Here is a 24,766-nt window from a genome sequence, read left to right on the forward strand (position 1 = left end):
GATGAGCCCGGCGGCGCGGGGCGGCCTGCCGGAGGCCAGGCTGCTCGTCGTGGACGACGAGCCGAACATCCGCGAGCTGCTGTCGGCCAGTCTGCGCTTTTCCGGCTTCGAGGTCGTGGCCGCCGCCGACGGCCGCGAAGCGGTGCAGCTCGCCGAGCGCGTACGCCCCGACCTGGTCGTGCTCGACGTGATGCTGCCCGACCTGGACGGCTTCGCGGTGGCCGAGCGCCTGCGCGCGGTCGGCCGCCGCGTGCCGGTCGTGTTCCTGACCGCCCGCGACGGCACCGACGACAAGGTGGCCGGGCTCGCGCTCGGCGATGACTACGTCACCAAGCCGTTCAGCCTGGAGGAGGTGCTGGCCCGCATCCGGGCCGTGCTCCGCCGCACCCGGGGCGACCTGGAGCTGCCCACCCGGCTCCAGGTGGCCGACCTGGAACTGGACGAGGACGCGCACCAGGTCTCGCGCGGGGGCCGCCCGGTCCGCCTGTCGCCCACCGAGTTCAAGCTGCTGCACTACTTCATGGTCAACGCCGGGCGGGTGCTGTCCAAGGCGCAGATCCTCGATCACGTGTGGAACTACGACTTCGGCGGTGACGCCGGGGTCGTGGAGTCGTACGTCTCCTACCTGCGGCGGAAGATCGACAAGGAGGAGCCCCGGCTCATCCACACCCTCAGGGGCGTGGGCTATGTTCTTCGCGCGCCGCGCCAGTGACACCCGCCGGCTGGTGCGGGAGGCGAAGCGGCGGCTGGCCCGTACGCCGCTGTGGCTGCGGCTGGTCGCGGCCACGCTGCTGCTGGTCACCCTGGCCGTGACGCTGACCGGCCTGTTCGCGGTGCAGCTCCTGCGCGGCTACCTGCTGGACCGCACCGACCAGCAGCTCCGCGCCGCGAGCGCGCCGCTGCGGCCGGAGAACGAGGAGCCGCACGCCGACCCGCGTACGCCGGATACCAAGACCCAGCGCCTGTACGGCCTGTTCTACGTCGTGATCCTGAACGAGGACGGCACCGTACGCCGCACGCTGGCGCAGTCCACCGACGGCGCGGTGCCCGACCTGCCCGCCCTGACCGTCGCCGAGGTGGCCCGCCGCGGCGGGCGGCCGTTCACGGTGGATTCGGTGGGCCACGCCGGCCACGCCTGGCGGGTGGTCGCGGTGCCCGCCCGCACGACCGGCAGCCGGGTGGTCGGGATCAGCCTGAGCGACATCGACACCACGGTCTCCCGTCTGGCCGTCATCGTGGCCTGCGTCGGCGGCGCGGTGCTGGTCCTGCTCGGCTTCGCCTGCCACTGGCTGGTACGCCGCAGCCTGCGCCCCCTGGGCGAGATCGAGCGCACCGCCCAGGCCATCGCCGGGGGCGACCTGTCGCGGCGGGTGCCGCTGCGGCACCGGCGTACCGAGATGGGGCGGCTGGGCCGGGCGATCAACGGCATGCTGGTCCAGATCGAGAAGGCGATCAGGGACCGCTCGGAGTCGGAGGCCGCCGCCCGGCGCTCGGCGGAGCAGGCCAGGGAGTCGGCCGAGGCCGCGCGGCGCTCGGCGGAGGCCGCGCGCAGCTCCGAGGAGCGCATGCGCCGGTTCGTCGCCGACGCCTCGCACGAGCTGCGCACCCCGCTCACCTCCATCCGGGGCTTCGCCGAGCTGTACCGGCAGGAGGGCTCGCGCGATCCCGACGAGGCGGCCCGGGTGCTGCGCCGGATCGAGGGCGAGGCCGAGCGGATGGGCCTGCTCGTGGACGACCTGCTGCTGCTGGCCCGGCTGGACCAGCAGCGCCCGCTCCAGCGCGGCCAGGTGGACCTGCTCAGCCTGGCCGCCGGGGTGGTCCTGGACGCGCAGACCCTGGCCCCCGACCGGCCGATCGAGCTGGTCCGGCTGGACGGGGCCGACGCCCCGGTGTCGGTGACCGGCGACGAGGCCAGGCTCCGGCAGGTGATCGGCAACCTGGTCGGCAACGCGCTGCGGCACACCCCGGCCGGCACGCCGGTGCTGGTCGGCGTGGGCGTGGACGGCGCCGACACCGTGGTCGAGGTCGCCGACGAGGGCCCCGGACTGCCGGAGGGCTCGGCCGAGCGGGTCTTCGAGCGCTTCTACCGCGCCGACCCGGCCCGCACCCGTACGGACGGCGGCGGCGCGGGCCTGGGCCTGTCGATCGCCGCCGCCCTGGTGCACGCCCACGGCGGCACCATCACCGTGGACAGCGCCCCCGGCCAGGGCGCCACCTTCCGGGTGCGCCTCCCGTCGCGACCGCCGGCCGGCTGAGCGCACGGGCTCAGGCGGACGTACGGCGCCGGAACCGCGCCGCCGCGAGCGGGGTCGCGACCACCACCGCCCCGGCGAGCCAGGCCGCCGCGATCCACCCGGAGTCGCCGATCGGCCGGTCGAGCAGCAGCCCGCGGAGCGTCTCGACCAGCGGCGTGATCGGCTGGTGCTCGGCGAACGCGCGCAGCGCCCCCGGCATGGTCTCCGCCGGCACGACGGTGTCGGACAGATAGGGCAGGAACAGCACCACGAAGCTGAACGCGCCCGCGGCCTGCGTGGAGGTGACCATCAGGCCCCACAGCACCGCGAGCGCCGACATGGCCAGCACGTACCCGGCGACCACGGCCGCCGTCAGCACCCACCCGGCCGGGGTGGCGTCCGGCCGGAAGCCCAGGACCACGGCCACGGCCAGCGCGATCCCGGTCGTGGCCACGTTGCGGACCACCGAAGCGATGACCAGGGCGGCCGGGACCGTCCAGGCGCCGATGGGCAGGGTGCGGAACCGGTCGATCATGCCGCCGGTCATCTCCTCCGCCATGCTCACGGCGGTGAGCGCGGCGCCGTACCCCGCGCACATCACCAGCACGCCGGGCACCGCGAAGTCGATGTACTCCAGGCCGCTGGAGCCGGTGGTGATCGCCCCGCCGAAGACGTACACGAAGACGACCATGATGGCCACCGGCATCGCGATGTTCACGATGAGGGCGTCCACCGTGCAGGTCTCGTGACGCAGTGCCCGCGCGATCAGCCGGCCCAGGTCGCCCGCCCCGGAGCCGCGCCGCCCCGCCGCCGCCGCCGCCGTCGTCGTCATCGCGGTCATGCCGCCACCGCCTTGGTCAGCTCGAAGAACACGTCGTCAAGGGTGGGCGCGCGCAGTTCCACGCGCTCGGGCGCGACCCCGGCCCGGTGCAGCAGGTCCAGGACGCGCCGCAGGTGGTCGGGGCCGTGCAGCGCGAGGGTGACCTCGGACGGGTCGTCGCCGGGGGAGCGCCGGGCGTCCTCGCCCTGGGCGGCGAGCACGGCGGCGGCGCGGGCGGCGTCCTCGTCGCCGGCGAGCCGCAGCACCAGCCGCTCCGAGCCGACCTGCCGCTTCAGCGCGGCCGGGGCGTCGTCGGCCACGACCCGCCCGCCGTCGAGCACCGCGATGCGGTCGGCGAGCTGGTCGGCCTCGTCGAGGTACTGGGTGGTGAGCAGGATCGTCGTGCCGGAGGCCAGCAGCTCGCGGATCACCGCCCACAGCTCGGCCCGGCTGCGCGGGTCGAGGCCGGTCGTCGGCTCGTCCAGGAACAGGATGCGGGGCGCGCCCACCATGCTCGCGGCCAGGTCGAGGCGCCGGCGCATGCCCCCGGAGTACGCGCCGGCGCGGCGGTCGGCCGCGGTGGTGAGGTCGAAGCGCTCCAGCAGCTCCTGCGCGCGCCGGCGGGCCTCCCGCCGCCCCAGGTGGTACAGCCCGGCGAACAGCTCCAGGTTCTCCCTGCCGGTGAGCAGGTCGTCCACGGTGGCCTGCTGCGCGGTCAGGCCGATGACCCGGCGTACCCGGTCGCCCTCGCGGGCCACGTCGTACCCGCCCACGGTCGCGGTGCCGCCGTCGGCGCGCAGCAGCGTGGTCAGGATGCGCACGGTGGTGGTCTTGCCCGACCCGTTGGGCCCGAGCAGGGCGAGCAGGGTGCCGGTCGGGACGGTCAGGTCCACCCCGTGCAGCACCCGCGCGCGGCCGAACGCCTTGCGTAACCCGCGCGCGTGGATCGCACTCTCCACGATCGCTCCTTTCTGTGTACGTCCTTCTGCGTAGGTCGTTCTGTGTACGGCTTACTGTGTATTACATATATAGATTAGACTGTACCCCGCCGGATCGCGAGAAGAGGAGTCCGATGGCGAAGGAGAAGGCGCTGCCGCCGGTCGTCGCGCGGATGTGGGGCCGCGAGGCGGCGTCGCGCCGGGGACCGCGGCCACGGCTCGACCTCGCCAAGATCACCTCCGCCGCCATCGAGATCGCCGACACCGAAGGGCTGGCCGGGGTGTCCATGGCCGCCGTCGCCGCCCAGGTCGGCGTGGCCCCCATGGCGCTGTACCGCTACGTCGGCAGCAAGGACGAGCTGCTGATCGCCATGGGCGACGCCGCGATCCCCGACCCGCCCGAGATCGGCGAGCTGTCCTGGCGCGAGTACCTCGGGCTGTGGACCCGGGCCAACCGCGACTTCCTGATCAGCCGGCCCTGGCTGCTGTCCGTCATCCGCCTCGCCCCGCCGCTCGGCCCGGCGAGCATGCGCTGGCTCGACCGCGCCCTGGCGGCGCTGGCCGGCACCGCCCTGGACGAGGGCGAGAAGGTCAACGTCGCCACCACCCTCACCGGCTACGCCCTGACCGACGCCACGCTCGTGGCGGGCCTGGTCCTCGGCGGCCCCGCGCTCGACGAGGCCGGCGTCATCAGCGCCGGCGACTACGGCGACATGCTCGGCCAGGTGATCGACCCCGAGGGCTACCCCGCCCTGACCACCGCCGTGCGCGCCGGAGCCTTCGCCGGCGGCGAGGGCTGGGTCGAGGACGCCGACTTCCGCTTCGGCCTGGACCTGCTGCTCGACGGCGTGGAGGCCCTGATCCGGCGCCGCACCTGATCGCTCACCGAACTGCCAGCCGACGCTGAGCTGGGCCGGATGTGCCGCTGAGGTTCATCGCCTGTGATGGGAGTCGCACCACCCCCACCCCGGCCCCAGGAGCGCATCTCGTGTCAGCGGTATCCCGATCGCTCGTCGGTGCGACGGCGCTGGGCCTGGTGCTCCTCGTCTCCGGCTGCGGTGGAGACGAGGGGACGGCCGCCGCCCCGCAGGGCGGCGGCGACCAGCGGGCCGCGTTCCGCGACTGCCTCAGGGAGCACGGGGTGACGATGCCCACCGCCCGGCCGAGCGACGCCCCTGGCGCTCGGCCGGACGGCGGGGCCACCCCCGGCGCCCGGCGCTCCACGGACCCGGCGGCGCGGCAGGCCATGCAGGCGTGCGCGTCCCTGCGCCCCAGCGGCGCCCCCGGGCCGGGCGACCGCGCCGGCCGCCGCGCCCTCGACCAGTCGGCCCTCCGGGCGTTCCGCACCTGCATGAAGGACAACGGCGTCACCCTGGCCACCGACGCCCCCATCCCCAGAGCCGGCGACACCGACGCCACGACCGCCAAGGCCCTGGAGAAGTGCCGCCCCCTCCTGCCCACCCCCACCCCCTGATCCCCAGGGAGGACAACCCGGCCCGGGAGGGACGCTGGGCGCCGGGGAGCGCGACGCCCATGAGCGCCGCTCACCACCGCCCTTTTGATCCCCCGAGAGGACAACCCGGCCCGGGAGGGCGCTACGGGAGCGCCGCCCACCCCCGATCCTCCCGGGAGGACGACCTGGTCCGGGAGGGGCGCCATCGGAGCGCCGCCCACCCCCGATCCTCCCGGGAGGACAACCCGGCCCGTCTGGGGGCGCTACGGGAGGGGCGTCCACTCTCCTCCCCTGATGCCCTGGACAGACAACCCCGTCTAGGAGGGGCGTTATGGGGCAGTAACGGCGTGTGGCCGTGGCAGGGGGACTGCTTGAGGACGTCGAGGCGCTCCGGGGGCGTCTCGGCGGTGACCTGCTGCCGTTCGCGCTTCCCCGCGCCGGGGACGACCGGGGCGCGCTGCGGGAGCTGACCGGGCAGCTCGACGACTACGTCCTGCCCCGGCTGCGGGCCATCGACGCGCCGTTGCTCGCCGTGGTCGGCGGCTCGACCGGGGCGGGCAAGTCCACCCTGGTCAACTCCCTGGTCGGCGCCGATGTGACCGAGCCCGGCGTGCTGCGGCCGACCACGCTGGTGCCCACGCTGGTGACCGCCCCCGCCGACGCCCCCTGGTTCACCGCGCAGCACATCCTCCCCGGCATGCCCCGGGTGACCGGCGGCGACGGGAACCCGGGCCGGAGCCCTGACGGGAGCGCCGGGCGGCCGGTGCTGCGGGTCGTCGTCGCCGGGGCGCTGCGTCCCGGCCTGGCCCTGCTCGACGCGCCCGACATCGACTCCGTCGTCACCGAGAACCGCGCCCTGGCCGCCCAGCTCCTGGCCGCCGCCGACCTGTGGCTGTTCGTCACCACCGCCGCCCGGTACGCCGACGAGGTGCCCTGGGGATACCTGCGCGAGGCGGGCGACCGCAGCACGGCGCTGGCCATCGTGCTGGACCGGGTGCCGCCCGAGGGCGCCCGGGTCGTGGCCGCCGACCTGGCCCGGCTGATGCGCGAGAACGGGCTCGGCGGGGCGCGGCTGTTCGAGGTGCCCGAGGTCGCGCTGCCCGAGGAGAACGCGCGCCTGCCCGCCGAGGTCGTCCGCCCGATCGCCGAGTGGTTGTCCGGGATCGCCGCCGACGCGGAGGCGCGGGCCCAGGTGGTCCGGCAGACCCTGGCCGGGGCGCTGGCCGGGCTCGCCACCCGGGTCCCGGCGCTGGCCGACGCCGTGGACCGGCAGCTCGCCGCCGAGCGGGAGCTGCGCCGTGCGGTGACGGCGGCGTACGACGAGGGGATGGCCCGGTTCGACGCCGGCATGCGCGACGGCGCCCTGCTGCGCGGCGAGGTGCTGGCCCGCTGGCAGGACTTCGTCGGCACCGGCGACCTGATGCGCGGGCTGGAGAGCCGCGTCGGCCGGCTGCGCGACCGCCTGGGCGAGTTCGTCACCGGGCGCCCGGCGTCCGGCGCCCGGTTGCGGGTCGCCCTGGAGAGCGGCCTGGAGTCGCTGATCCGCGACGCCGCCGACGGCTCCGCCGAGCGCGCGTACGAGGCGTGGTCAGCCGACCCGGCGGGCCGCGACCTGCTGGAGCGCGCCGGGGTCGGGGCGGCGGGCCGCCTCGCCCGCGCCGCCCAGGACCTGCCCGAGCGCGCCGAGGCGACCGTGCGCGCCTGGCAGGGCTACGTGCTGGACCTGGTACGCCAGGAGGGCCAGGGCCGGCGCACCGCGGCGCGGCTCGCCTCGTACGGGGTCAACGGCACCGGCCTGCTGCTGATGATCGCGGTGTTCGCGTCCACCGGCGGGCTGACCGGGATCGAGGTCGGCATCGCGGGCGGCACCAGCGTGCTGAGCCAGAAGCTCCTTGAGGCCGTCTTCGGCGACCAGGCCGTGCGCACGCTCACCGCCAAGGCCCGCGACGACCTGCGGCGGCGGGTGCGCGTCCTGCTGGACGAGGACGCGTCCCGCTTCACCGCCCGCCTCGACGCCGTACGCCCGGCCGGCGACGCGCCCGGCGCGCTGCGCGCCGCCGCCTCCACCCTGCGCACCCACCTGCCGGCGGTGAGGCACGGGTGAAGATCCTGCCGCGTCGGGACACGCCCCTGGACGACCGGCTGGAGGCGCTGGCCGAGGCCGTGACGGCGGCGGGGGACCGCCTGCCCGAGCCCGAGGTGTCCGCCGCCCGCGCCGTGGTGGAGCGGGCCGGCGCCCGCCGCGGCCTGTCGCTGGACCACACGGTCGTCGCGCTCGCGGGCGCGACCGGCAGCGGCAAGTCGTCGCTGTTCAACCTGCTGGCCGGGACCGAGCTGGCCGAGGTCGGCGTCACCCGTCCCACCACCGGCGCCGCCCAGGCGGCGGTGTGGCGGCCGGACGGCTCCGGCCCGCTCCTCGACTGGCTCGGCGTGCCCCGGCGGCACGCGCTCGCGCCGCCCCCCGAGGGCCTGGTCCTGCTCGACCTGCCCGACCACGACTCCATCGACCTCGGCCACCACCTGGAGGTGGACCGGCTGGTCACGCTGGCCGACCTGATCGTGTGGGTGGTGGACCCGCAGAAGTACGCCGACGCCGCGCTGCACGAGCGCTACCTGCGCCGACTCGCCCGGCACCGCGAGGTCACCTTGGTCGTGCTGAACCAGATCGACCGTCTCGCCCCGGCCGCCGTCGCCCGCTGCATCGCCGACCTGCGCCGTCTGCTGGACCAGGACGGCCTGCCCGGCGTGCCGGTGCTCGGCGTGTCGGCCCGTACGGGGGCGGGGGTGGAGGCCCTGCGGGCCGTGCTGGAGGAACGGGTGGCCCGCCGCCGCTCCTGGGCGGCCCGCCTGGCGGCCGACGCCGCGACCGCCGCCGACGCCCTGGCGTCCTGCGCCGCCGGCCCGCCGCCGAAGATCCGCGAGGGTGACCTGACCGCAGCGCTGGCCGAGGCCGCGGGCGTGCCCGTGGTCGTGGAGGCGGTGGCGAAGGCGCACCGGCACCGGTCCGTGGCCGCGACGGGCTGGCCGGTCACCCGGGGGCTGCGCCGCCTGCGCCCCGACCCGCTGCGCAGGCTGCACCTGGTGCCCGGACCCTCCCGCAGTTCCCTGCCCGCGCCGTCGCAGGTGCAGCGGAGCCGGGTGGACACCGCGATCAGGAACCTGGCGGAGTCCGCGACCGCGGGGCTCCCCGAACCGTGGGCGGCGGCCGTGCGCCGTGCCGCCCGCGCCGGAACCGACGACCTGGAAGACGCCCTGGACCGCGCGGTCACGACCACGGCCCTGTCCGCCTCCGCCCGTCCCCGCTGGTGGCGGGTGGCGGGGGCGGCCCAGTGGGCGGCCCTGGCCGCGCTGGTGGCCGGCGCGCTGTGGCTGACGGCGCTGTTCGCGCTGGACTACCTGCGGCTGCCCGAGCCCCCGACCCCCACGGCCGGCGAGACCCCCTGGCCCACGGTCCTGCTGCTGGGCGGCGCGGCGGCGGGCGTGCTGATCGCCCTGCTGTGCCGCCTGGTGGCCCGGATCGCGGCCCGCCGCCGGGCCCGCCGGACCGCCAGGGCGCTGCGCGCGGCGATCCGCGAGGTGGCCGAGACCCTGGTGCTGGCGCCGGTGCGCGCCGAGCTGGACCGCTACGCGACCTTCACCCGGGCCCTGGAGCGAGCCCGCTGACGGCGTCAGGTGACGGCGAGGAGGCGGCGCAGCAGGCCGGAGGTGGTGATCGCCCCCTGGTACTCGCCGTCGTCCACCACCGCCACCAGCGGGGTGTGCGAGGCGGCCATCAGCGCCGCGATCTCCATGGTCGTGGCGTCGGGATCGACCACCGCGAGCGGCCGGTGATCGGCGGGCAGCACGTCGCGCACCGTCTGGTCGGCGAGCTTGGCGCACATGAGATCGGCGTGCCGCTCGTCCACCACCCGGGCCAGCGTGGGATCGGCCCGGACGTAGCCCGGCACGATCCCGCCGAGAAGCTGCGACCCGGGCAGCACCGCGAACGGGTGACCGTCGTGGTCGAGCACGATGACGCCGACCAGACGCTGCTCCGCCAGCAGCCGCGCGGCGTCCATGGCCGCGGCGTCGATGCCGACGGTCGGATACGGCTCGACCAGATCCGAAGCGCGCACACTCAGAACCTACCTCAGGGGGCCCTCGGTGGCGCGGGTGTAGCGGCGGGCGATCGTCCGCAGGTGCTCGATCAGCTCCGGCGGCTCGTGCACCACGAAGTCCAGGTCGATGAAGCCCAGGAAGAGGGCGAGGGCGTGCACCGTGTCGGCCCCGGTGACCAGCAGGCAGGTCCGCTCGTCCACGGCCTCCACGAGGCCGTCGTCGGGGCCGATCCTGGCGGAGACCTCGGCGGCGGGCGCGTACAGGGTGACCGTGGCGCGCAGCCGCCACAGCGCGTGCGCCAGCCCGCGCCGCACGTACTCGGCGAAGCCGCCCTCGGGGGGCTCGCGCGGGGTGAAGCGCGGCCCGTTGGGGGTGCGCGGCCGGATGCGGTCCACCCGGAACGTCCGCCAGTCGCCCCGGCTGCCGTCCCAGGCCACGAGGTACCAGCGGCGGCGGGCGTGCACCAGCCGGTGCGGCTCCACCTCGCGTACGGACTCGGCGCCGTCGTGCCCGGCGTAGTCGAACCGCAGCCGCTCGTGGTCGCGGCAGGCGGCGGCGATGGTGGTCAGCGTGCCCGCGTCCACGGTCGGGCCGTCGCCCGGCACGGGCACCGTGTACGTCTGCAGCGCGTTCACCCGGTGCCGCAGCCGCGACGGGAGCACCTGCTCCAGCTTGGCCAGCGCCCGCACGGACGTCTCCTCGATCCCCGCCACGCTCCCGCCCGCCGCCGTGCGCAGCCCGACCGCCACGGCCACGGCCTCCTCGTCGTCCAGCAGCAGCGGTGGCAGCGCGGCCCCGGCCCCCAGCCGGTACCCGCCCGCGACCCCCGGCGTGGCGGCCACGGGATACCCGAGGCTGCGCAGCCGCTCCACATCGCGCCGCACCGTACGCCGCGCCACCCCCAGCCGCTCCGCCAGCTCGCCGCCGCTCCAGTCACGCCGCGTCTGCAGCAGTGAGAGCAGGCGCAACAACCGCGCCGAGGTCTCCAGCATGCCCGCCAGTCTGCCCCGGAACGCGGCCGGATCCTGACCTCATCGGCCCGCCGGGCTACCGCTCCGCGTGCTTCGGGTTCGCGTGATCGGGGTCGGTGAGGGTGGCCAGCGGGTCGGCGGTGGCGCGGGCGCGGTCGAGCTGGCGGGGGCCCGGTTCGGCCTCGCCGGCGTCGGCGACGGCCTCCTCGGCGGCCCTGCTCGCCTGGGCGGCCTCCTCGGCGGCGGCCTGCGCGACCTGGGGGGTCTCCTCGCGGGTGGCCTGGGACGGCGGGAGGGACTGGGTGAACGCCTTGCTCACGCCCTGCAGCGCCGAGGTGACCTCGCTGGGGATGACCCAGAAGGTGTTGTTCTCGCCCTTGGCGAGCTGCGGCAGGACCTGGAGGTACTGGTAGGCCAGCAGCTTGGGGTCGGGGTCGTTGCGGTGGACGGCCTGGAAGACCTGGTCGATGGCCTGGGCCTGGCCCTCGGCGCGCAGGATCGCGGCGGTGCGCTCGCCCTCGGCGCGCAGGATGTTGGACTGCTTCTCGCCCTCGGCGGTGAGGATCTGCGACTGGCGGTTGCCCTCGGCGGTGAGGATCGCGGCGCGCTTGTCGCGTTCGGCGCGCATCTGCTTCTCCATGGCGTCCTTGATGGTCTTGGGCGGGTCGATGGCCTTCACCTCGACCCGGTTGACCCGGATGCCCCACTTGCCGGTGGCGTCGTCCAGCACGCCGCGGAGCTGGCTGTTGATGGTGTCGCGGGAGGTGAGGGTCTTCTCCAGGTCCATGGAGCCGATGACGTTGCGCATCGTGGTGACGGTGAGCTGCTCTATGGCCTGGATGTAGTTCGAGATCTCGTACGCCGCCGCCCGCGGGTCGGTGACCTGGAAGTACAGCACCGTGTCGATCTCCACGACCAGGTTGTCCTCGGTGATCACCGGCTGGGGCCGGAACGAGACCACCTGCTCGCGCAGGTCGATCATCGGATACACCCGGTCGATGTACGGGATCACGAAGTTCAGGCCCGGCTGGAGCGTGCGGTGGTAGCGGCCCAGGCGCTCGACGTTCCTGGCACGGGCCTGCGGCACGATGCGCACCGCGCGCAGGACCGTGAACACGGCGAACAGCACGATGACGAGTCCGGCGATGAGCAGGGCGTCCATGACATCACTCCCGCGGATAGACGAGGGCGGTCGCGCCCTCGATCTCGATCACGTCCACGGCGGCGCCCTCGGGGATCACCAGGGTCTCGTCGTAGGCGCGGGCGGACCATTCCTCGCCCCCGATGCGCACCCGGCCCTCGCGGCCGTTCACCTCGTGCACGACGTACGCGGTCTTGCCGACCAGGGCCTGCACGCCGAAGCGCTGCATCGGCACCTGGCGCAGGTGCCGGGTGGCGATCGGCCTGATCAGCAGCAGCCCGGCCGCGGAGGCGGCGGTGAAGACCAGGAGCTGCACCGGCATGGGCAGCCCGAGCGCCGCCACCAGAGAGGTGATCAGCGCGGAGACGCCGAGCAGTCCGAGCGCGGCCGTCAGCGTGAAGATCTCCGCGACGCCCAGCGTGACCGCCAAGACCAACCAGATGACCCAGTCATCCATCTTCCGGCCCTCCTGCTATAGAACAACGGGCCAATGGGCTGAGGGGTTCCCTCTGTCTCCACCGTAAATCCACCGTAACCCGTCCGCATATGGTGCGGATTCTCGCATCCGAGCGGGGGTGAGATCACGGTCTTTCCGGTTGCCGGGCGGCGCGGTTTCGGTCAGCCGGGAAGGATCGTGCCGCTCACCTCACCCAGCGTGATCCGCTCGCCGCCGGAGCCGGGAGCGGTGGCACGCAGCGTCACCGTGTCGCCGTCCTCCAGGAAACCGCGCACGTCGCCCTCGCTCAGCTTGACCGGCTCGGCGCCGTTCCAGGTCAGCTCGATCAGGCTGCCGCGCTCCTCGCGCCGGGCGCCGGAGATCGTGCCGCTGGCGAACACGTCGCCGGTGCGTAGCGAGGCGCCGTTGACGGTCATGTGCGCGAGCATCTGGTCGGGCGTCCAGTACATGTCGCGGTACGCCGGGCGCGAGACGGTCGTGCCGTTCAGCACGATCTCGACGGCGATGTCCAGCCCCCAGGGCTCCCTCCGGCGCAGGTACTCCAGCGGCTCGGGGTCCTGGGCGCGGCCCTCGACCCGCGCCTCCTCCAGGGCTTCGAGCGGGGTGATCCACGGCGAGATCGAGGTGGCGAACGACTTGCCCAGGAACGGGCCCAGCGGCACGGTCTCCCACGCCTGGATGTCGCGGGCGCTCCAGTCGTTGAGCAGGGTGACGCCGAAGACGTGCTCCTCCAGCGGCCCCGGGCGGGAGCCGAGCGCGGTCGGCACGCCCACGACGTACGCCAGCTCGGCCTCGATGTCGAGCCGGGCGCACGGGCCGAAGTCGCCGGGCCCGCGCTGGCCCCGCGGCCGGGGGATCGGGGTGCCCGACACCACCACCGTGCCGGCCCGGCCGTGGTAGCCGATCGGCAGATGCCGCCAGTTGCGGGTCAGCGGCTCGCCGTCGGGCCTGAAGATCCGCCCGACGTTGGAGGCGTGCTCCAGCGAGCAGTAGAAGTCCACGTAGTCGGCGATCTCGACGGGAAGGTGCAGCGTCACCTGGTCGAGCGGGATGAGGTGCGGCTCGACCGCGGCCCGGTCGGCCGCGACGTCGGCGGCGGCCCCTTCGGCGCTGAGCAGCCGGCGCAGCCGCCGCCGGGTCTCGGCCCAGGCGGTGCGCCCGCGCGCCAGGAACGGGTTGAGCGCGGGCGCGGCGAACGCCTCGTCGTGCAGCACGGGGGCCAGGTCGAGCACGTACGCGCCGACGCGCACCCCCGCGCGCGGGGCCTCGCCGTCGCGGGAGAACACGCCGAACGGCAGATGGTTCAGGCCGAAGCCGGAGCCCTCGGCCCGCGGCACCCAGGTCGCCTCGCTCATGCCGTCCGCTCCGCGCCCGCGCCCGCCGCCGCCGGGCGGTCGATCAGGCCCAGCTCGGCGAGGTCGTCGAGCGGGGCGGCGGTGTTGCACGACCCGTAGCACACGAACAGCGCGCGGGCCCGGCGCGCCTCCGGCGGCGAGACGGCCCGCGCCAGGCGTACGAGCTGGGCGGGGTCGCCGAGCTCCAGCACCGGCACCGGGTCGCGGTCCTCCACGGCGGCGCACGTCGCGAGCAGGAGGTTCAGGAACCCGTGCCGGTAGACGCCGAAGCTGGGATCGGGATGGCGCACGGCGTGGTGCAGCCCGGCGGTGGCCTTGAACGGCACGCCGTGGCGCGCGCAGTAGCGGATGAAGTGGCCCAGCAGGTGCGCGCTCGGGAACGCCTTGGGCTCCAGGCCGCCGCAGCGGACCTTCAGCCCGACGCCGGGCTCGGTCCACATCGGCAGCGCGTCGGGGGTCACCTCCACGAACAGCCGCGCGCCCTCCGGCAGCCACGGGGCCAGCCGCCGCGCCGACGCCGAGGCCAGCCCTTCCGGCTCGGCCGGGGCGTCGGGATGGTTGCGCTGCGGCGGCACCGGCCCGGACGGCAGGCGCACCTCGACGGTGTCCACGGTGACGCCGGGCAGGCCGGTCAGGTCGGGCTCGCCGGGGCCGTCCACGATCAGGCCGAGCCGCAGCGGGCGGTCGGGCAGGTGCCTGCGCAGGTCGTCCAGGCGGCTGGTCGGGCACAGGAAGCGGTGGGTGAGCACGGGGCTGCCGGCGTCGGCGTCGGCGAGGTGCCGGGCCAGCGCGTCGCGCATCGGCAGCGAGGTCGGCGGGAACAGCCCCGCGTCGTCCACCAGGTCGGCGAGAAGTGCAGTGGTCATCGGGCCCAGCTCCAGGCGTACGAAGGATCCTCGCGGGCCAGGGCGGCCGTCCCGAGGTCGAGGGGGCGGAAGGTGTCTATCATCACGGCCAGCTCGGTGGTCTGTGACACGCCGCGTTCGACCGCGTCGATCACCGCCTCGACCGCCCCCGGGGCCGGGCCGTGGGTGAATCCGGCCGGGTGCAGCGAGATCGAGCCGACGTCGATGCCCGAGCCCCGGCGCGCGCTGTAGTCGCCGCCCACGTAGAACATGAACTCGTCGGAGTCCACGTTGTGGTGGTTGTAGGGGATCGGCACCGCCTCGGGGTGGAAGTCCAGCGGGCGCGGGCAGAACGAGCAGATCACGAAGCCCGGCCCCTCGAAGGTCTGGTGCACCGGCGGCGGCGCGTGGGTGCGCTTCACGATGGGCTCGAAGTCGTCGATGTTGAACGCGTACGGGTACAGGTAGCCGTCCCAGCCCACCACGTCGAACGGGTGGTTCTTGTAGACGAGCCGGCTCAGCCCGCCCCGCGTGCGCACCAGCACCGGCACGTCGGAGCCCTCGCGCAGCAGCGGCTCACCCGGGGCGCGCAGGTCGCGCTCGCAGTACGGCGCGTGCTCAAGGAACTGGCCGTACTGCGACAGGTAGCGCTTGGGCGGCCGGATGTGCCCGGACGCCTCGATCGCCAGCGCGGTCACCGGCCCGTCGAGGGGCACCCAGCGGTGGATCGTCCCGGTCGGGATCACGACGTAGTCGCCCTCGCCCGCCTCGATCGCCCCGTAGGTGGACTCGAACAGGACCCGGCCGGAGGCGATGTAGACGCACTCGTCGCCCTTGGAGTCGCGGTACAGCTCACTGGGCGCGTCGGCCGCGATGTACGACAACCGGACGTCGGCGTTGCCCGCCAGGGTCTGCCGCCCGGTCACCATGTCACCGCCCACGGGCAGATCCCGGGTGCGGAAATGCCGCGGCGCCAGGGGCAGATTGGGGGTCAGCGCCTCATCCGCACCGGCCGTCACGGTCTCGGCCTTGACGATGGCGGTCGGAAGGTTGCGGTGGTAAAGCAGCGAGGAGTCGGAGGAGAAGCCCTCCTCGCCCATCAGCTCCTCGGCGTAGAGCCCGCCGTCAGGCCGCCGGAACCTGACATGCCGCTTGCGCGGCACTTCCCCGACGACGCGATAGTACGGCATCGGTAAAGCCCTCATTCCGTCCGTTTAACGGACATCGACGTCCTCTATACGTACGACAATCCGGGATTGGCCCGGTAATGTCAACAGCCAGGTTGAAACCGGATAGAAGTGCGCCGATGGTGCCTGCTGGGCTTGTGGTGCCGCTGTGCAGGCGGGGGCGCGTGCGCGGTGAGGGAGGGACGCCGGTCAGGCCAGTGCGGCGGTCAGGGCGTGGGCGGCTTCGGACACCTTCGGGCCGACCTCGGCGGCGTCCAGGGGGCCGAAGGTGACCACGCCGACCGATGCCTCCAGCCAGGGGAGGCCCGCGACCGGGGCGGCGAGCCCTCGGGCGCCGTCCTGGAGCTGGCCCTCGGTCACGACGTATCCGGAGCGGCCCTCGCGCAGGGCGAGGATCGCCTGGCCGGCGGCGCCGCGGGTGAGGGGGTGGCGGGAGCCCTCGCGGTAGGCCACGTGCATGTCGGTCCAGGACGGCTCGGCGACCGCGACCGCCAGGCCGTCGTCGCCCTCGGCGACGGTGAGGTGGGCGGTCGCGCCGACCTGTTCGGCCAGGGCGCGCAGCGTCGGCAGGGCGGCGGCGCGGAGCAGGGGCTGCACCGCTCGGGCCAGCACGAGCACGCCGAAGCCCAGGTGCACGCGTCCCTCGCCGTCGCGGCGGACGTACCCCTCGCCGGCCAGGGTGGTGATCAGCCGGTAGACCGCGGGGCGGCTCACGCCGAGCCGGCCGGCCAGCTCGGTGGGGGTGCGCCCGGTGTGCCCCTCCGCGAGGAGCCTCAGCAGGCGCAGCCCGCGCTCTAGCGTCTGCGAGGACTCCGCGGCCATCATGGCGCAATTGTGGCACCTGCTGTGACTACATGACGCTCCCGCTGGTGCGCAGGCCGCGCACGGCGGTGCGGCCCTCCGGGGCGAAGCGCGGCTCGGGGCCGTACTCGCCCTCCAGCAGCCCCGCCACGTACGCGGCCAGGGCCGGGGCGTGCTTGAAGCCGTGGCCGGAGTCGCCGCCGAGGACCCACGTGCCCTCCGACACCTCGGTGATGATCCACTCGGCGTCGGGCGTCAGGGCGTACTGGCAGACCTGGCCGAGCTGCACCGGCGCGGCGGCCAGGGCCGGGAACCTCGTGCGCAGGTACGCCCGCGCCGCCCGCTCGCTCCCCGGCGCGATCAGCCGTTCCCCGCCCTCCGGGTCGAACGGCTCGCCCTCCGCGTCGGAGGTCGCCTTCAGCCCGGCGCCGTCCACGTCGCCGTGCCCGTATGCCGAGGCGTCGTAGTCGATCCAGGCGGGCGTGGGCGGCGTGCGCCACTCCTCGCCCGGGGCGGCGAAGTGCAGTGTGTCCTGCCGGGTCACCGTCATCCCGGCGGTCGCCGCGAGATCGGGGAAGGCGCGCGGCAACCACGCCCCGCACGCCCACACCACCCGGTCGGCCCGCAGCACGTCCCCGCCGAGCACGACCTCGCCGTCCGGGCCGGGCCGCGCCCGCCCCGTCACCAGGCGCACGCCGGCGTCGCGGGCCAGCCCCGCCGTCACCTGGACCGCGCGCCGGGCGCGCAGCACCCCGGCGTGCGGCTCCCACAGCGCGAACGCCAGGCCGGCCACGCGCACGTCCGGGAAGCGGGTGGCGAGCCGGTCGGGGTCCCACACCTCGTACGGCACCCCGGCGCGCTCCAGGGCCGCGGTGCTGAGCCGCTCCGCGCCGTCCATCCGGTGCGCGAACCACACCAGCCCGGCCTCCAGGTACAGGTCCTCGCCGGCCCGCCGCTCCAGCGCCCGCCAGCCGTCGCGGGCCCGCCAGGCCAGCCGGGCGTACCACTCGTCGCCGCCGTGGGCGCAGCGCAGCAGCCGGGTCTCGCCGGCGCTGGCCTGGCGCAGATGGCCGGGGAAGCCGTGCTGCTCGACCAGCGTCACGTCCCACCCGGTGTCGGCGAGCCGCAGCGCCACCGACGTGCCCCAGATCCCCGCCCCGACCACGATGGCACTGTTCATCCTCCGGCCCGCCCCCTCGTACGCTCGCGCGGTGTTTTCTGGCAACCGTGGCTTAATGTCCCTTTCTCCGGCAAGATGCGTGCGAACCCTGGCCGCCTCCCGGGGAGATCTGTAGGGTTTGGTGCGATCTTGTGTGTTGGACGCCCGGGAGCATGAGATGCGCTGGAACCTCCGCAGGACCCTCGCCGCCGGCGCGGTCCTGACCGTGCTCGGCATCGGCCTGCCCGCCGGCGCGGCCTACTCGCAGGACGACCCGCGCAGCTGCAACGACCTGCTGGGCGAGGACACCCCGGCGTACGTCGTGTGCACCTGGCTGGCCACGCCGGAGGAGGCCGCGGACATCGCCAGGTTCTGGCTGGGCAACGACAGCGAGAACCTCAAGGCCGCCGAGCCGGTGCCGGGCAACATCGTCGACTGCGCCCAGCAGGGCAACTCCTGCCCCGGCGACCTCGAAGGCGACGGCGAGCCCCGCGACGAGGGCGACGCGCTGCCCGACGGCTACCAGGAGCCCGGCGACGAGGCCCCCGAGTGCGACCCGCCCGGCTCCCAGTGCTCCGCCGCCCCCGACGAGGTGAAGGTGAGCGCCGCCGAGGTGCAGTCGGCCGCGCAGACCCCCGACGGCAAGGGCGTCGGCGCCGCCACGGCGGCCGGCCTGCGCGTGTGGGTGGACACCGACCTGTCCGAGGAGTGGAAGGCGGGCGAGGAGCAGTTCACCGCGGCCGTCAAGAAGACCGCCGCCCTGGCCCTGCAGCCCGGCGTGGTCGGCATCCGCTTCGCCTCCCAGCTCGGCTTCTCCAAGGGCGCGATCACGACCGCCGACGAGGCCAGGACGTTCGTCCGCGAGGCCGCCGCGGCCCTGCGCACGGCCGCGCCGGGCCGCAAGCTGGCCGTGCACACCCTGGTGCCCGAGTTCGGCTGCGGCGCCGACGACACCTGCAAGGCGGCGATGGCGCAGAAGTACCCGCTGCTCGCCCCGGACGTCGTCGCCTCCTACGTCTCCTCGGTGGACCAGCTCTCGCTGGACAGCGGCCTGGCCCGCACCGAGTACGAGCCCTACAAGATCACCGCCGCCGAGGCGCTGCGCAACCAGTGGATCCAGGTGCGGGCCCGCGCCTGGGACGCCGACACGCACATCGCCGCCGAGGACGCCGCGTTCACCGGCCCCGGCCAGTCGCAGTTCACCGAGAAGGAGGCCGCCGACGCCATCGCCGAGCGCGTCTCCGGCCCCCTGATGGACGACGCCGCCGAGACCGTCACCCTGTGGACCCGCTGGCAGGACGCCTCCGGGCAGGTCTACCGGGTCATGGGCGAGAAGCTGGCCGCCAACCCGACCTGGGACGCCCTGGCCAAGCTGGACGCCGTCCAGCCCCGGCTGGCCACCCTCTACAACCCGGCGACCCCCGAGGTGGACAACCAGACCGACCTGAAGAAGCTGGCCGAGGCGTTCGGCACGGTCTACGTGACGGTCCCCTGACTAGGTGAGGGTGCCCTGACTAGGTGACGGTGCCCTGACTACGTGACGGGGCCCTGACCCGGCGCGTAGAGGGCCCCCGCGACGTCCGGCGGGACGAAGCCGGGGCCCTTGCGGGCCTTGCCGCCGCTGGGCGGTGACTTGGTCATGTTGGCGCGGTGGATCTCGGCCAGCACCCGGTCCAGGTCGATCCCGTACGTGACCGCGGTGCCGTAGGCGACGTACACGACGTCGGCCAGCTCGTGCGCGATGGCCACGAGGTCGCCCGACTCCACCGCCTCGTCCAGCTCCCGGACCTCCTCGTGGAGGAGCCGCCGGCGGAGCTCCGCCTGCTCGGGTGGGAGGAGGGCCGGGGAGTCGGCGACCCCCAGCCCGAGCTTGTCGTGGAACTCCCTGACCGAGCGCGCTATGGAGTCGGTCACTGGTTGGCGGCTAGATAGGCCGCGAACTCCTCCAGGTCGATCAGCCCGTCGCCGTTCGCGTCGAGCCGGGCGACGGCGGCCTGGGCGGCGTCGGGGCCGATCGGGCGGCCGAGCACCTCCATCAGCCGCGCCATCTCGGGCGCGGAGATCATGCCGTCGTCGTCGGAGTCGACCAGGTCGAAGGTCGCGGCGTACTCGGTCAGATCCGCCATGGGAGAACCGCCTTCCGGGCCTGCAGTCGCCAGTGCGCCGCACCGGCGGGGGCGCGGCGCGATCAGAGGCATCCTAGCGATCCGGCCCCACCCGCGCCGGTCATCCCGCAGCCCCGGAGGATCGGCGGGGCCGCCCGATTTTGAGGTGCCTTTACCCGTTCGGGAGGTCCTGCTGGGGGTAGCGCGCCTGTGTGCTCGCTGAGCCTGGCTGAGGAGGGGAGACCGGATGCGGCTGACGCTCACGTCGGATCTGTGGTGGAAGAACGCCGTCGTCTACTGCCTGGACGTGGAGACGTTCAAGGACGGCAACGGCGACGGGGTGGGGGACTTCCGGGGGTTGGCGCAGCAGGTCGATCATCTGGGGCGGCTGGGCGTGACGTGCATCTGGCTGATGCCGTTCTTCCCGAGCCCCCAGAAGGACGACGGGTACGACATCACCGACTTCTACGCCATCGACCCGCGGCTCGGCACGTTCGGCGACTTCGTGGAGTTCATGCGCACGGCCCGCGACCGCGGGATGCGGGTGATCGCCGATCTCGTCGTCAACCACACCTCCGACCAGCACCCGTGGTTCGTGGAGGCGCGGTCCGGCCGGAACTCCCGCTACCGCGACTGGTACGTCTGGTCGGACACCCCCGAGCCGGACACCGACGCGGTGGTCTTCCCGGACGAGGAGGACAGCCTGTGGGCGTGGGACGAGCAGTCGCGGCAGTACTACCTGCACAGCTTCTACTCCCACCAGCCCGACCTCAACGTCGCCAACCCCGAGGTGCGCGATGAGATCAGCCGGATTTTGGGGTTCTGGATGGAGCTGGGGCTGTCGGGCTTCCGGGTGGACGCGGTGCCGTTCCTGATCGAGAACGTGGGCAACAAGCTGCCCGATCCGCACGCGTTCCTCGCCGAGCTGCGCGCGTTCATGAACCGGCGCGACGGCAGCGCCATCCTGCTGGGCGAGGTGAACGTGCCGTACCCGGAGCTGCTGACCTACTTCGGCAACGGGCTGGGGGACCAGCTCACCATGTGCTTCGACTTCATCGGGATGCAGCGGACGTACCTGTCGCTGGCGCGGGCGGACGCCCGGCCGCTGACGAGCGCGCTGGCCGAGCGGCCGGAGCTGCCCAAGGACTGCCAGTGGGCGACCTTCCTGCGCAACCACGACGAGCTGACGCTGGACAAGCTCTCGCCGGAGGAGCGGCAGGAGGTGTTCGACGCGTTCGGGCCGGACCCGGGGATGCAGATCTTCGGACGCGGGCTGCGGCGGCGGCTGCCGACGATGCTGAACGGCGACCTGCGCTGGCTCAAGATGGCCTACAGCCTGCTGTTCTCCCTGCCCGGCACGCCGGTGCTGTTCTACGGGGAGGAGATCGGGCTGGGGGAGAACCTGGACGCCAAGGGCCGCATGGCGGTCCGGGTGCCGATGCAGTGGAGCCCGGGGCCGGGCGGCGGGTTCACCAGCGCCGATCCGGAGCGGCTGCGGGTGGCGATGCCCGGCGGCGCGTTCGGGCCCGACCACGTCAACGTGCACGACCAGCGGCGCGATCCGGACTCGCTGCTGGCGTGGATGACCAAGCTGATCGAGCGCTACCGCGAGTGCCCGGAGCTGGCCTGGGGGAAGTGCACCGTGCTGGAGACCGGTGACCACGCGGTGCTGGCGCACCGGGCCGACGTGGACGACGCCACGATGCTCGTGCTGCACAACCTCGCCGACGAGGAGACCGAGGTCACGGTGGTGCTGGCCGGGATCGACGGCGGCACCGAGCTGGGCGACCTGTTCGGCGACGACGCCTTCAAGGTGGGGCCGGAGGGCGAGGTGCGGGTGCCGCTCCCGCCGTACGGGTGCCGGTGGCTGCGCGCGACGTTCCCCGGCATGCCGCCGGAGGAGGCCGCGCCGAAGGCCAATGCCTGATGCCGCGGCAGGGTACATCTTCCGACGTGCCGGACAAGCTTGGGCGATACCGTCGCAAGCGCGACCCGGAGCGTACGCCGGAGCCGGTCCCGGCCGAGGGCCCGCTCCCGCGCGGCGACGACGACACCTTCGTGATCCAGGAGCACCACGCCCGGTCCCTGCACTGGGACCTGCGGCTGGAACGTGACGGCGTGCTGGTCTCGTGGGCCGTGCCCAAGGGGCTGCCGCCCGACCCGGCGATCAACCACCTCGCCGTGCACACCGAGGACCACCCGCTGGAGTACGCCACCTTCGAGGGCGAGATCCCCAGGGGCGAGTACGGCGGCGGCACCATGACGATCTGGGACCGCGGCAGGTACGAGACCGAGAAGTGGACCGACCGCGAGGTCAAGATCGTGCTGCACGGGTCCCGGGCCTCGGGCCGGTACGTCCTGTTCCAGACCAGGGGCAAGAACTGGATGATCCACCGGATGGACCCTCCGGACGCCTCCTGGCAGCCGCCTCCGGCCCCGCTGGCGCCGATGCTGCCGGTGGCGCGGGACCGGCCGCCGCGCGACCGCGACGCGTACCAGGTCGAGTTCGCCTGGGGCGGCGCCCGCGCGCTGGCGTACGTCGAGGGCGGGCGGCTCACCCTGCGCTCCGGCGACGGCTTCCGCGACGTCACCTCCGAGCAGCGCTGGCTGCGGCCCATCGGCGGCGCGCTGGGCAGCCGCGCGGTGGTGCTGGACGGCGAGCTGATCTCGCCGGCCGGCGACGGCACGCCCATCTACGTCTGTTACGACCTGCTCTACGACGACGGCCGCGCGCTGCTGGCCGAGCCGTACGCCCGCCGCCGCGCGGCGCTGGAGGCCCTGGAGATCGCGGGCCCGCGCTGGCAGACCGCGCCCGCCTGGCCGGGCGGTGAGATCGGCGCCGTGCGCCAGGCCGCCCGCGAGCAGGGCCTGCCCGGCGTGGTCGCCAAGCGGCTGGACGCCCCGTACGAGCCGGGCGCCGAGTCCTCCGCCTGGATCTTCGTGTCCACATAGTGATACGCGTTTCTTGAGATGTGAGATGCGTTGCTAGGGTGGCGGTCGTCCGAATGGGACGAACGAGGAGGACGCGATGGCGCGCAAGCAGGCGGTCTACACGCACGGACACCACGAGTCCGTGCTCAGGTCGCACCGGTGGCGGACGGCGGAGAACTCCGCGGCGTACCTGCTGCCGCACCTCGCGCCCGGCATGTCGGTGCTCGACGTGGGCGCCGGCCCCGGCACCATCACCGCCGACCTGGCGGCGCTGGTCGCGCCGGGGCGGGTGACCGCGGCCGAGGTGACCGCGGACGCGCTGGGGCTGGCGCGCGAGGAGATCGCGGCGCGCGGGCTGGAGAACGTGGACTTCGCGGTGGCCGACGTGCACGCGATGACGTTCCCCGGTGGCTCCTTCGACGTGGTCCACGCGCACCAGGTGCTCCAGCACGTGGCCGACCCGGTGGGGGCGCTGCGCGAGATGCGCCGGGTGTGCCGGCTGGGCGGCCTGGTGGCGGCCCGCGACAGCGACTACCACGGCTTCGTCTGGTACCCCGAGTCGCCCGAGCTGGACGAGTGGCTGGCGCTGTACCAGAAGGTGGCCAGGGGCAACGGCGGCGAGCCCGACGCTGGGCGGCGGCTGCTGTCCTGGGCCCGCGCCGCCGGGTTCACCGACATCACCGCGACCGCCTCCACGTGGTGCTTCGCCACCCCGGAGGACCGGGCCTGGTGGGGCGGCATGTGGGCCGAGCGCATCCTGTCCTCCGACATGGCCGCCCAGGCCCTGGCCTCCGGCGCGGCGACGGAGCAGGACCTGCGCCGGATCTCCCAGGGCTGGCGCGCCTGGGCCGCCGCCGAGGACGGCTGGCTCACCATCGTGCACGGCGAGATCCTCTGCCGGGCCTGACCGCCGCTGACCACCGTTACCTCCCGGGCTCCTGGGTAGGGCGTGTGAGGCATGCGGGAGGAGGACGGGCGTGCGGGTCGTGGTCATCGGGGCCGGGGTCGGCGGGCTGGCGCTGGCGCGCGGGCTCGTCGCGGCCGGGCACCGGGTGACGGTGTACGAGCAGGCCGACGGGCTGCGCACCGACGGCGGCTCGGTGACGCTGTGGAGCGGGAGCACCGCGATCCTGCGCGGGCTCGGCGCCGACCCGCTGCCGCTCGGCCGCCGGATCGACGCCCTGGAGGCCCGCGCCGCCGAGGGCGGCACGCTGTTCACCGTCGATCTCACCCGCGCCGCGGCGGCCTTCGGCGCCCCGGCCGTGCACGTGCTACGGCAGAGCCTGGTCGAGGCGCTGGCCGCCGGCCTCCCCGAGGGCACCGTCAGGTACGGCCGCCGCTGCGTGCGGGCCGCCGGGGGCGGGCTGGTGGAGTTCCAGGACGGCTCGGCGGCGGACGGCGACGTGGTGGTGGGCGCGGACGGACGGCGGTCCGTGGTGCGCAAGCACGCCCTGGGCGGCGATCCGGCGCGGCCGACCGCGTGGATCACCTGGCAGGGCGTCGCCGAACTGCCCGCCGGGCTCGCCGCCGGCACCCGGGGGGTGCTGATCAGCGGCAGGGAGGGCCTGTGCGGGCTGATGCCCGCGGGCGCGGGACGCCTGCTGTGGTGGTTCGACGAGCGGGCGGAGGAGGGGGAGCGGGGGCGGCGCGCCGGTTGGCGCACCCACCTGACCGAGCGGTTCGGAGGCTGGGCCGCGCCCGTGCCCGAGGTGCTCAAGGCCGCCGCCGACGGCCCAGAGCCCGACTACTTCCCGCACTACCGGCAGCGGGTGCCGCGCGTGTGGGGGCGCGGGCCGGTCACGCTGATGGGCGACGCGGCCCACTCCATGCCGCCCACCATGGCCCAGGGCGCCAACCAGGCGATCGAGGACGCGTGGGCGCTGACGCGGGTCCTGGCCGCCGTCCCGGAGGGCGTGGACGTGGCGGGGCGGCTGCGGGCGTACGAGCGGGCGCGGGCTCGCCGGGCCCGCTCGGCCGCGCGCGTCTCGGGCACCGAGGGCATCGACAGGTACGCCCCGCCGCGCCTGCTCCGGGCGGTGCCCGACGCCGTGATCGCGCGCGCGTACGCCGCCTGGACCCGCCATGTCAGCACCTACCTTTCGGCCCGGCATCGGAAAATGCGACTTTGAGCACGTCATCGGGGAATCGACCACGATGCGGGCGACGTTAGAGCTGATACCGAAGTTAGGTCCGCTCCGCAGTGCGGCAGCCACGACAGACCAGGCTCCATGCCTAGGAGGTATCCGTGTCGCCCGCCCGCTCGACTCGCGC

24 protein-coding genes are annotated in these 24,766 nt (G+C 74.5%); 11 read left to right on the plus strand and 13 right to left on the minus strand.

Going from position 1 to position 24,766, the window contains the following annotated elements:
- Nucleotide 1: 1 nt before the first annotated feature.
- Together HNP84_RS45570 and HNP84_RS45575 are read left to right on the plus strand one after the other, a co-directional pair.
- Nucleotides 2–712: a response regulator transcription factor gene (locus HNP84_RS45570; RefSeq protein ID WP_185056360.1), complete on the plus strand. Its 711-nt coding sequence runs from the start codon at nucleotides 2–4 to the stop codon at nucleotides 710–712.
- The gene (locus tag HNP84_RS45575; RefSeq protein WP_185056361.1) at nucleotides 687–2,255 is read left to right on the plus strand and encodes a sensor histidine kinase; all 1,569 of its coding nucleotides are present in this window, start codon (nucleotides 687–689) and stop codon (nucleotides 2,253–2,255) included. The genes HNP84_RS45570 and HNP84_RS45575 overlap by 26 nt, the downstream gene beginning before the upstream one ends.
- A 10-nt stretch (nucleotides 2,256–2,265) precedes the next feature.
- Here the strand turns inward: HNP84_RS45575 and HNP84_RS45580 are convergent, their stop codons facing one another.
- Complete coding sequence (locus tag HNP84_RS45580) at nucleotides 2,266–3,075, minus strand: ABC transporter permease (RefSeq protein WP_246519464.1); 810 nt, start codon at nucleotides 3,073–3,075, stop codon at nucleotides 2,266–2,268.
- Nucleotides 3,072–4,013, minus strand: coding sequence for an ATP-binding cassette domain-containing protein (locus HNP84_RS45585; RefSeq protein ID WP_312927182.1), 942 nt, complete (start codon nucleotides 4,011–4,013; stop codon nucleotides 3,072–3,074). The genes HNP84_RS45580 and HNP84_RS45585 overlap by 4 nt, the downstream gene beginning before the upstream one ends.
- Before the next feature lie 113 nt (nucleotides 4,014–4,126).
- Here HNP84_RS45585 and HNP84_RS45590 point away from each other — a divergent pair, with 113 nt between their 5' ends.
- From HNP84_RS45590 to HNP84_RS45605, 4 genes are all read left to right on the plus strand, one after another.
- Entirely contained in the window at nucleotides 4,127–4,870 is a 744-nt protein-coding gene (locus HNP84_RS45590) for a TetR/AcrR family transcriptional regulator (protein WP_185056362.1), read from the plus strand.
- A 110-nt stretch (nucleotides 4,871–4,980) separates the two neighbouring features.
- Nucleotides 4,981–5,466, plus strand: a complete 486-nt coding sequence (locus HNP84_RS45595; protein ID WP_185056363.1) for a hypothetical protein — start codon at nucleotides 4,981–4,983, stop codon at nucleotides 5,464–5,466.
- 334 nt (nucleotides 5,467–5,800) lie between these two features.
- Entirely contained in the window at nucleotides 5,801–7,549 is a 1,749-nt protein-coding gene (locus HNP84_RS45600) for a P-loop NTPase family protein (protein WP_185056364.1), read from the plus strand.
- The gene (locus tag HNP84_RS45605) at nucleotides 7,546–9,108 is read left to right on the plus strand and encodes a YfjP family GTPase (RefSeq protein ID WP_185056365.1); all 1,563 of its coding nucleotides are present in this window, start codon (nucleotides 7,546–7,548) and stop codon (nucleotides 9,106–9,108) included. The genes HNP84_RS45600 and HNP84_RS45605 overlap by 4 nt, the downstream gene beginning before the upstream one ends.
- 5 nt (nucleotides 9,109–9,113) lie before the next feature.
- On the opposite strand, the gene HNP84_RS45610 is transcribed toward HNP84_RS45605, so the two are convergent.
- The 9 genes from HNP84_RS45610 to HNP84_RS45650 all read right to left on the minus strand — a co-directional run bounded on the left by HNP84_RS45610 (nucleotide 9,114) and on the right by HNP84_RS45650 (nucleotide 17,480).
- Complete coding sequence (locus HNP84_RS45610) at nucleotides 9,114–9,560, minus strand: CBS domain-containing protein (RefSeq protein ID WP_185056366.1); 447 nt, start codon at nucleotides 9,558–9,560, stop codon at nucleotides 9,114–9,116.
- 9 nt (nucleotides 9,561–9,569) lie between these two features.
- A complete protein-coding gene (locus tag HNP84_RS45615; protein ID WP_185056367.1) occupies nucleotides 9,570–10,535 on the minus strand; it encodes a helix-turn-helix transcriptional regulator in 966 nt (321 codons plus the stop codon).
- 55 nt (nucleotides 10,536–10,590) lie between these two features.
- Complete coding sequence (locus HNP84_RS45620; protein ID WP_185056368.1) at nucleotides 10,591–11,676, minus strand: SPFH domain-containing protein; 1,086 nt, start codon at nucleotides 11,674–11,676, stop codon at nucleotides 10,591–10,593.
- Between the two features lie 4 nt (nucleotides 11,677–11,680).
- The gene (locus tag HNP84_RS45625; RefSeq protein ID WP_185056369.1) at nucleotides 11,681–12,112 is read right to left on the minus strand and encodes an NfeD family protein; all 432 of its coding nucleotides are present in this window, start codon (nucleotides 12,110–12,112) and stop codon (nucleotides 11,681–11,683) included.
- Between the two features lie 161 nt (nucleotides 12,113–12,273).
- Complete coding sequence (gene fahA, locus HNP84_RS45630) at nucleotides 12,274–13,467, minus strand: fumarylacetoacetase (protein WP_185056370.1); 1,194 nt, start codon at nucleotides 13,465–13,467, stop codon at nucleotides 12,274–12,276.
- Nucleotides 13,464–14,333, minus strand: a complete 870-nt coding sequence (locus HNP84_RS45635; RefSeq protein WP_185056371.1) for a hypothetical protein — start codon at nucleotides 14,331–14,333, stop codon at nucleotides 13,464–13,466. Before HNP84_RS45635 ends, fahA begins: the two co-directional genes overlap by 4 nt.
- Nucleotides 14,330–15,502, minus strand: a complete 1,173-nt coding sequence (locus tag HNP84_RS45640) for a homogentisate 1,2-dioxygenase (RefSeq protein ID WP_185056372.1) — start codon at nucleotides 15,500–15,502, stop codon at nucleotides 14,330–14,332. Before HNP84_RS45640 ends, HNP84_RS45635 begins: the two co-directional genes overlap by 4 nt.
- 186 nt (nucleotides 15,503–15,688) lie before the next feature.
- Nucleotides 15,689–16,324, minus strand: a complete 636-nt coding sequence (locus HNP84_RS45645; protein WP_246519465.1) for an IclR family transcriptional regulator — start codon at nucleotides 16,322–16,324, stop codon at nucleotides 15,689–15,691.
- A 25-nt stretch (nucleotides 16,325–16,349) separates the two neighbouring features.
- Nucleotides 16,350–17,480 carry an NAD(P)/FAD-dependent oxidoreductase gene (locus tag HNP84_RS45650; protein WP_185056373.1) on the minus strand — a complete coding sequence of 377 codons (1,131 nt, stop codon included), beginning with the start codon at nucleotides 17,478–17,480 and terminating at the stop codon, nucleotides 16,350–16,352.
- A gap of 157 nt (nucleotides 17,481–17,637) precedes the next feature.
- Between HNP84_RS45650 and HNP84_RS45655 the strand changes: the two genes are divergently transcribed.
- Nucleotides 17,638–18,954 (plus strand): hypothetical protein, encoded by a 1,317-nt coding sequence (locus HNP84_RS45655; protein ID WP_185056374.1) that lies wholly within the window; start codon nucleotides 17,638–17,640, stop codon nucleotides 18,952–18,954.
- Nucleotides 18,955–18,992: 38 nt separating this feature from the next.
- Here the strand turns inward: HNP84_RS45655 and HNP84_RS45660 are convergent, their stop codons facing one another.
- Nucleotides 18,993–19,373: a pyrophosphohydrolase domain-containing protein gene (locus HNP84_RS45660; protein WP_185056375.1), complete on the minus strand. Its 381-nt coding sequence runs from the start codon at nucleotides 19,371–19,373 to the stop codon at nucleotides 18,993–18,995.
- Nucleotides 19,370–19,585 (minus strand): EF-hand domain-containing protein, encoded by a 216-nt coding sequence (locus HNP84_RS45665; protein WP_185056376.1) that lies wholly within the window; start codon nucleotides 19,583–19,585, stop codon nucleotides 19,370–19,372. The genes HNP84_RS45660 and HNP84_RS45665 overlap by 4 nt, the downstream gene beginning before the upstream one ends.
- A 226-nt stretch (nucleotides 19,586–19,811) precedes the next feature.
- Between HNP84_RS45665 and HNP84_RS45670 the strand changes: the two genes are divergently transcribed.
- The 4 genes from HNP84_RS45670 (at nucleotide 19,812) to HNP84_RS45685 (ending at nucleotide 24,624) form a co-directional block, all read left to right on the plus strand.
- Nucleotides 19,812–21,491, plus strand: a complete 1,680-nt coding sequence (locus HNP84_RS45670) for an alpha-amylase family protein (RefSeq protein WP_185056377.1) — start codon at nucleotides 19,812–19,814, stop codon at nucleotides 21,489–21,491.
- A gap of 26 nt (nucleotides 21,492–21,517) precedes the next feature.
- A complete protein-coding gene (locus HNP84_RS45675; RefSeq protein WP_185056378.1) occupies nucleotides 21,518–22,516 on the plus strand; it encodes a DNA polymerase ligase N-terminal domain-containing protein in 999 nt (332 codons plus the stop codon).
- A 76-nt stretch (nucleotides 22,517–22,592) separates the two neighbouring features.
- Complete coding sequence (locus tag HNP84_RS45680; protein WP_185056379.1) at nucleotides 22,593–23,402, plus strand: methyltransferase domain-containing protein; 810 nt, start codon at nucleotides 22,593–22,595, stop codon at nucleotides 23,400–23,402.
- A 70-nt stretch (nucleotides 23,403–23,472) separates the two neighbouring features.
- Nucleotides 23,473–24,624: an FAD-dependent oxidoreductase gene (locus HNP84_RS45685; RefSeq protein ID WP_185056380.1), complete on the plus strand. Its 1,152-nt coding sequence runs from the start codon at nucleotides 23,473–23,475 to the stop codon at nucleotides 24,622–24,624.
- Nucleotides 24,625–24,766 lie beyond the last annotated feature (142 nt).

The sequence above is a fragment of the Thermocatellispora tengchongensis genome (genome assembly GCF_014202315.1).
Classification (GTDB): Bacteria; Actinomycetota; Actinomycetes; order Streptosporangiales; family Streptosporangiaceae; genus Thermocatellispora; species Thermocatellispora tengchongensis.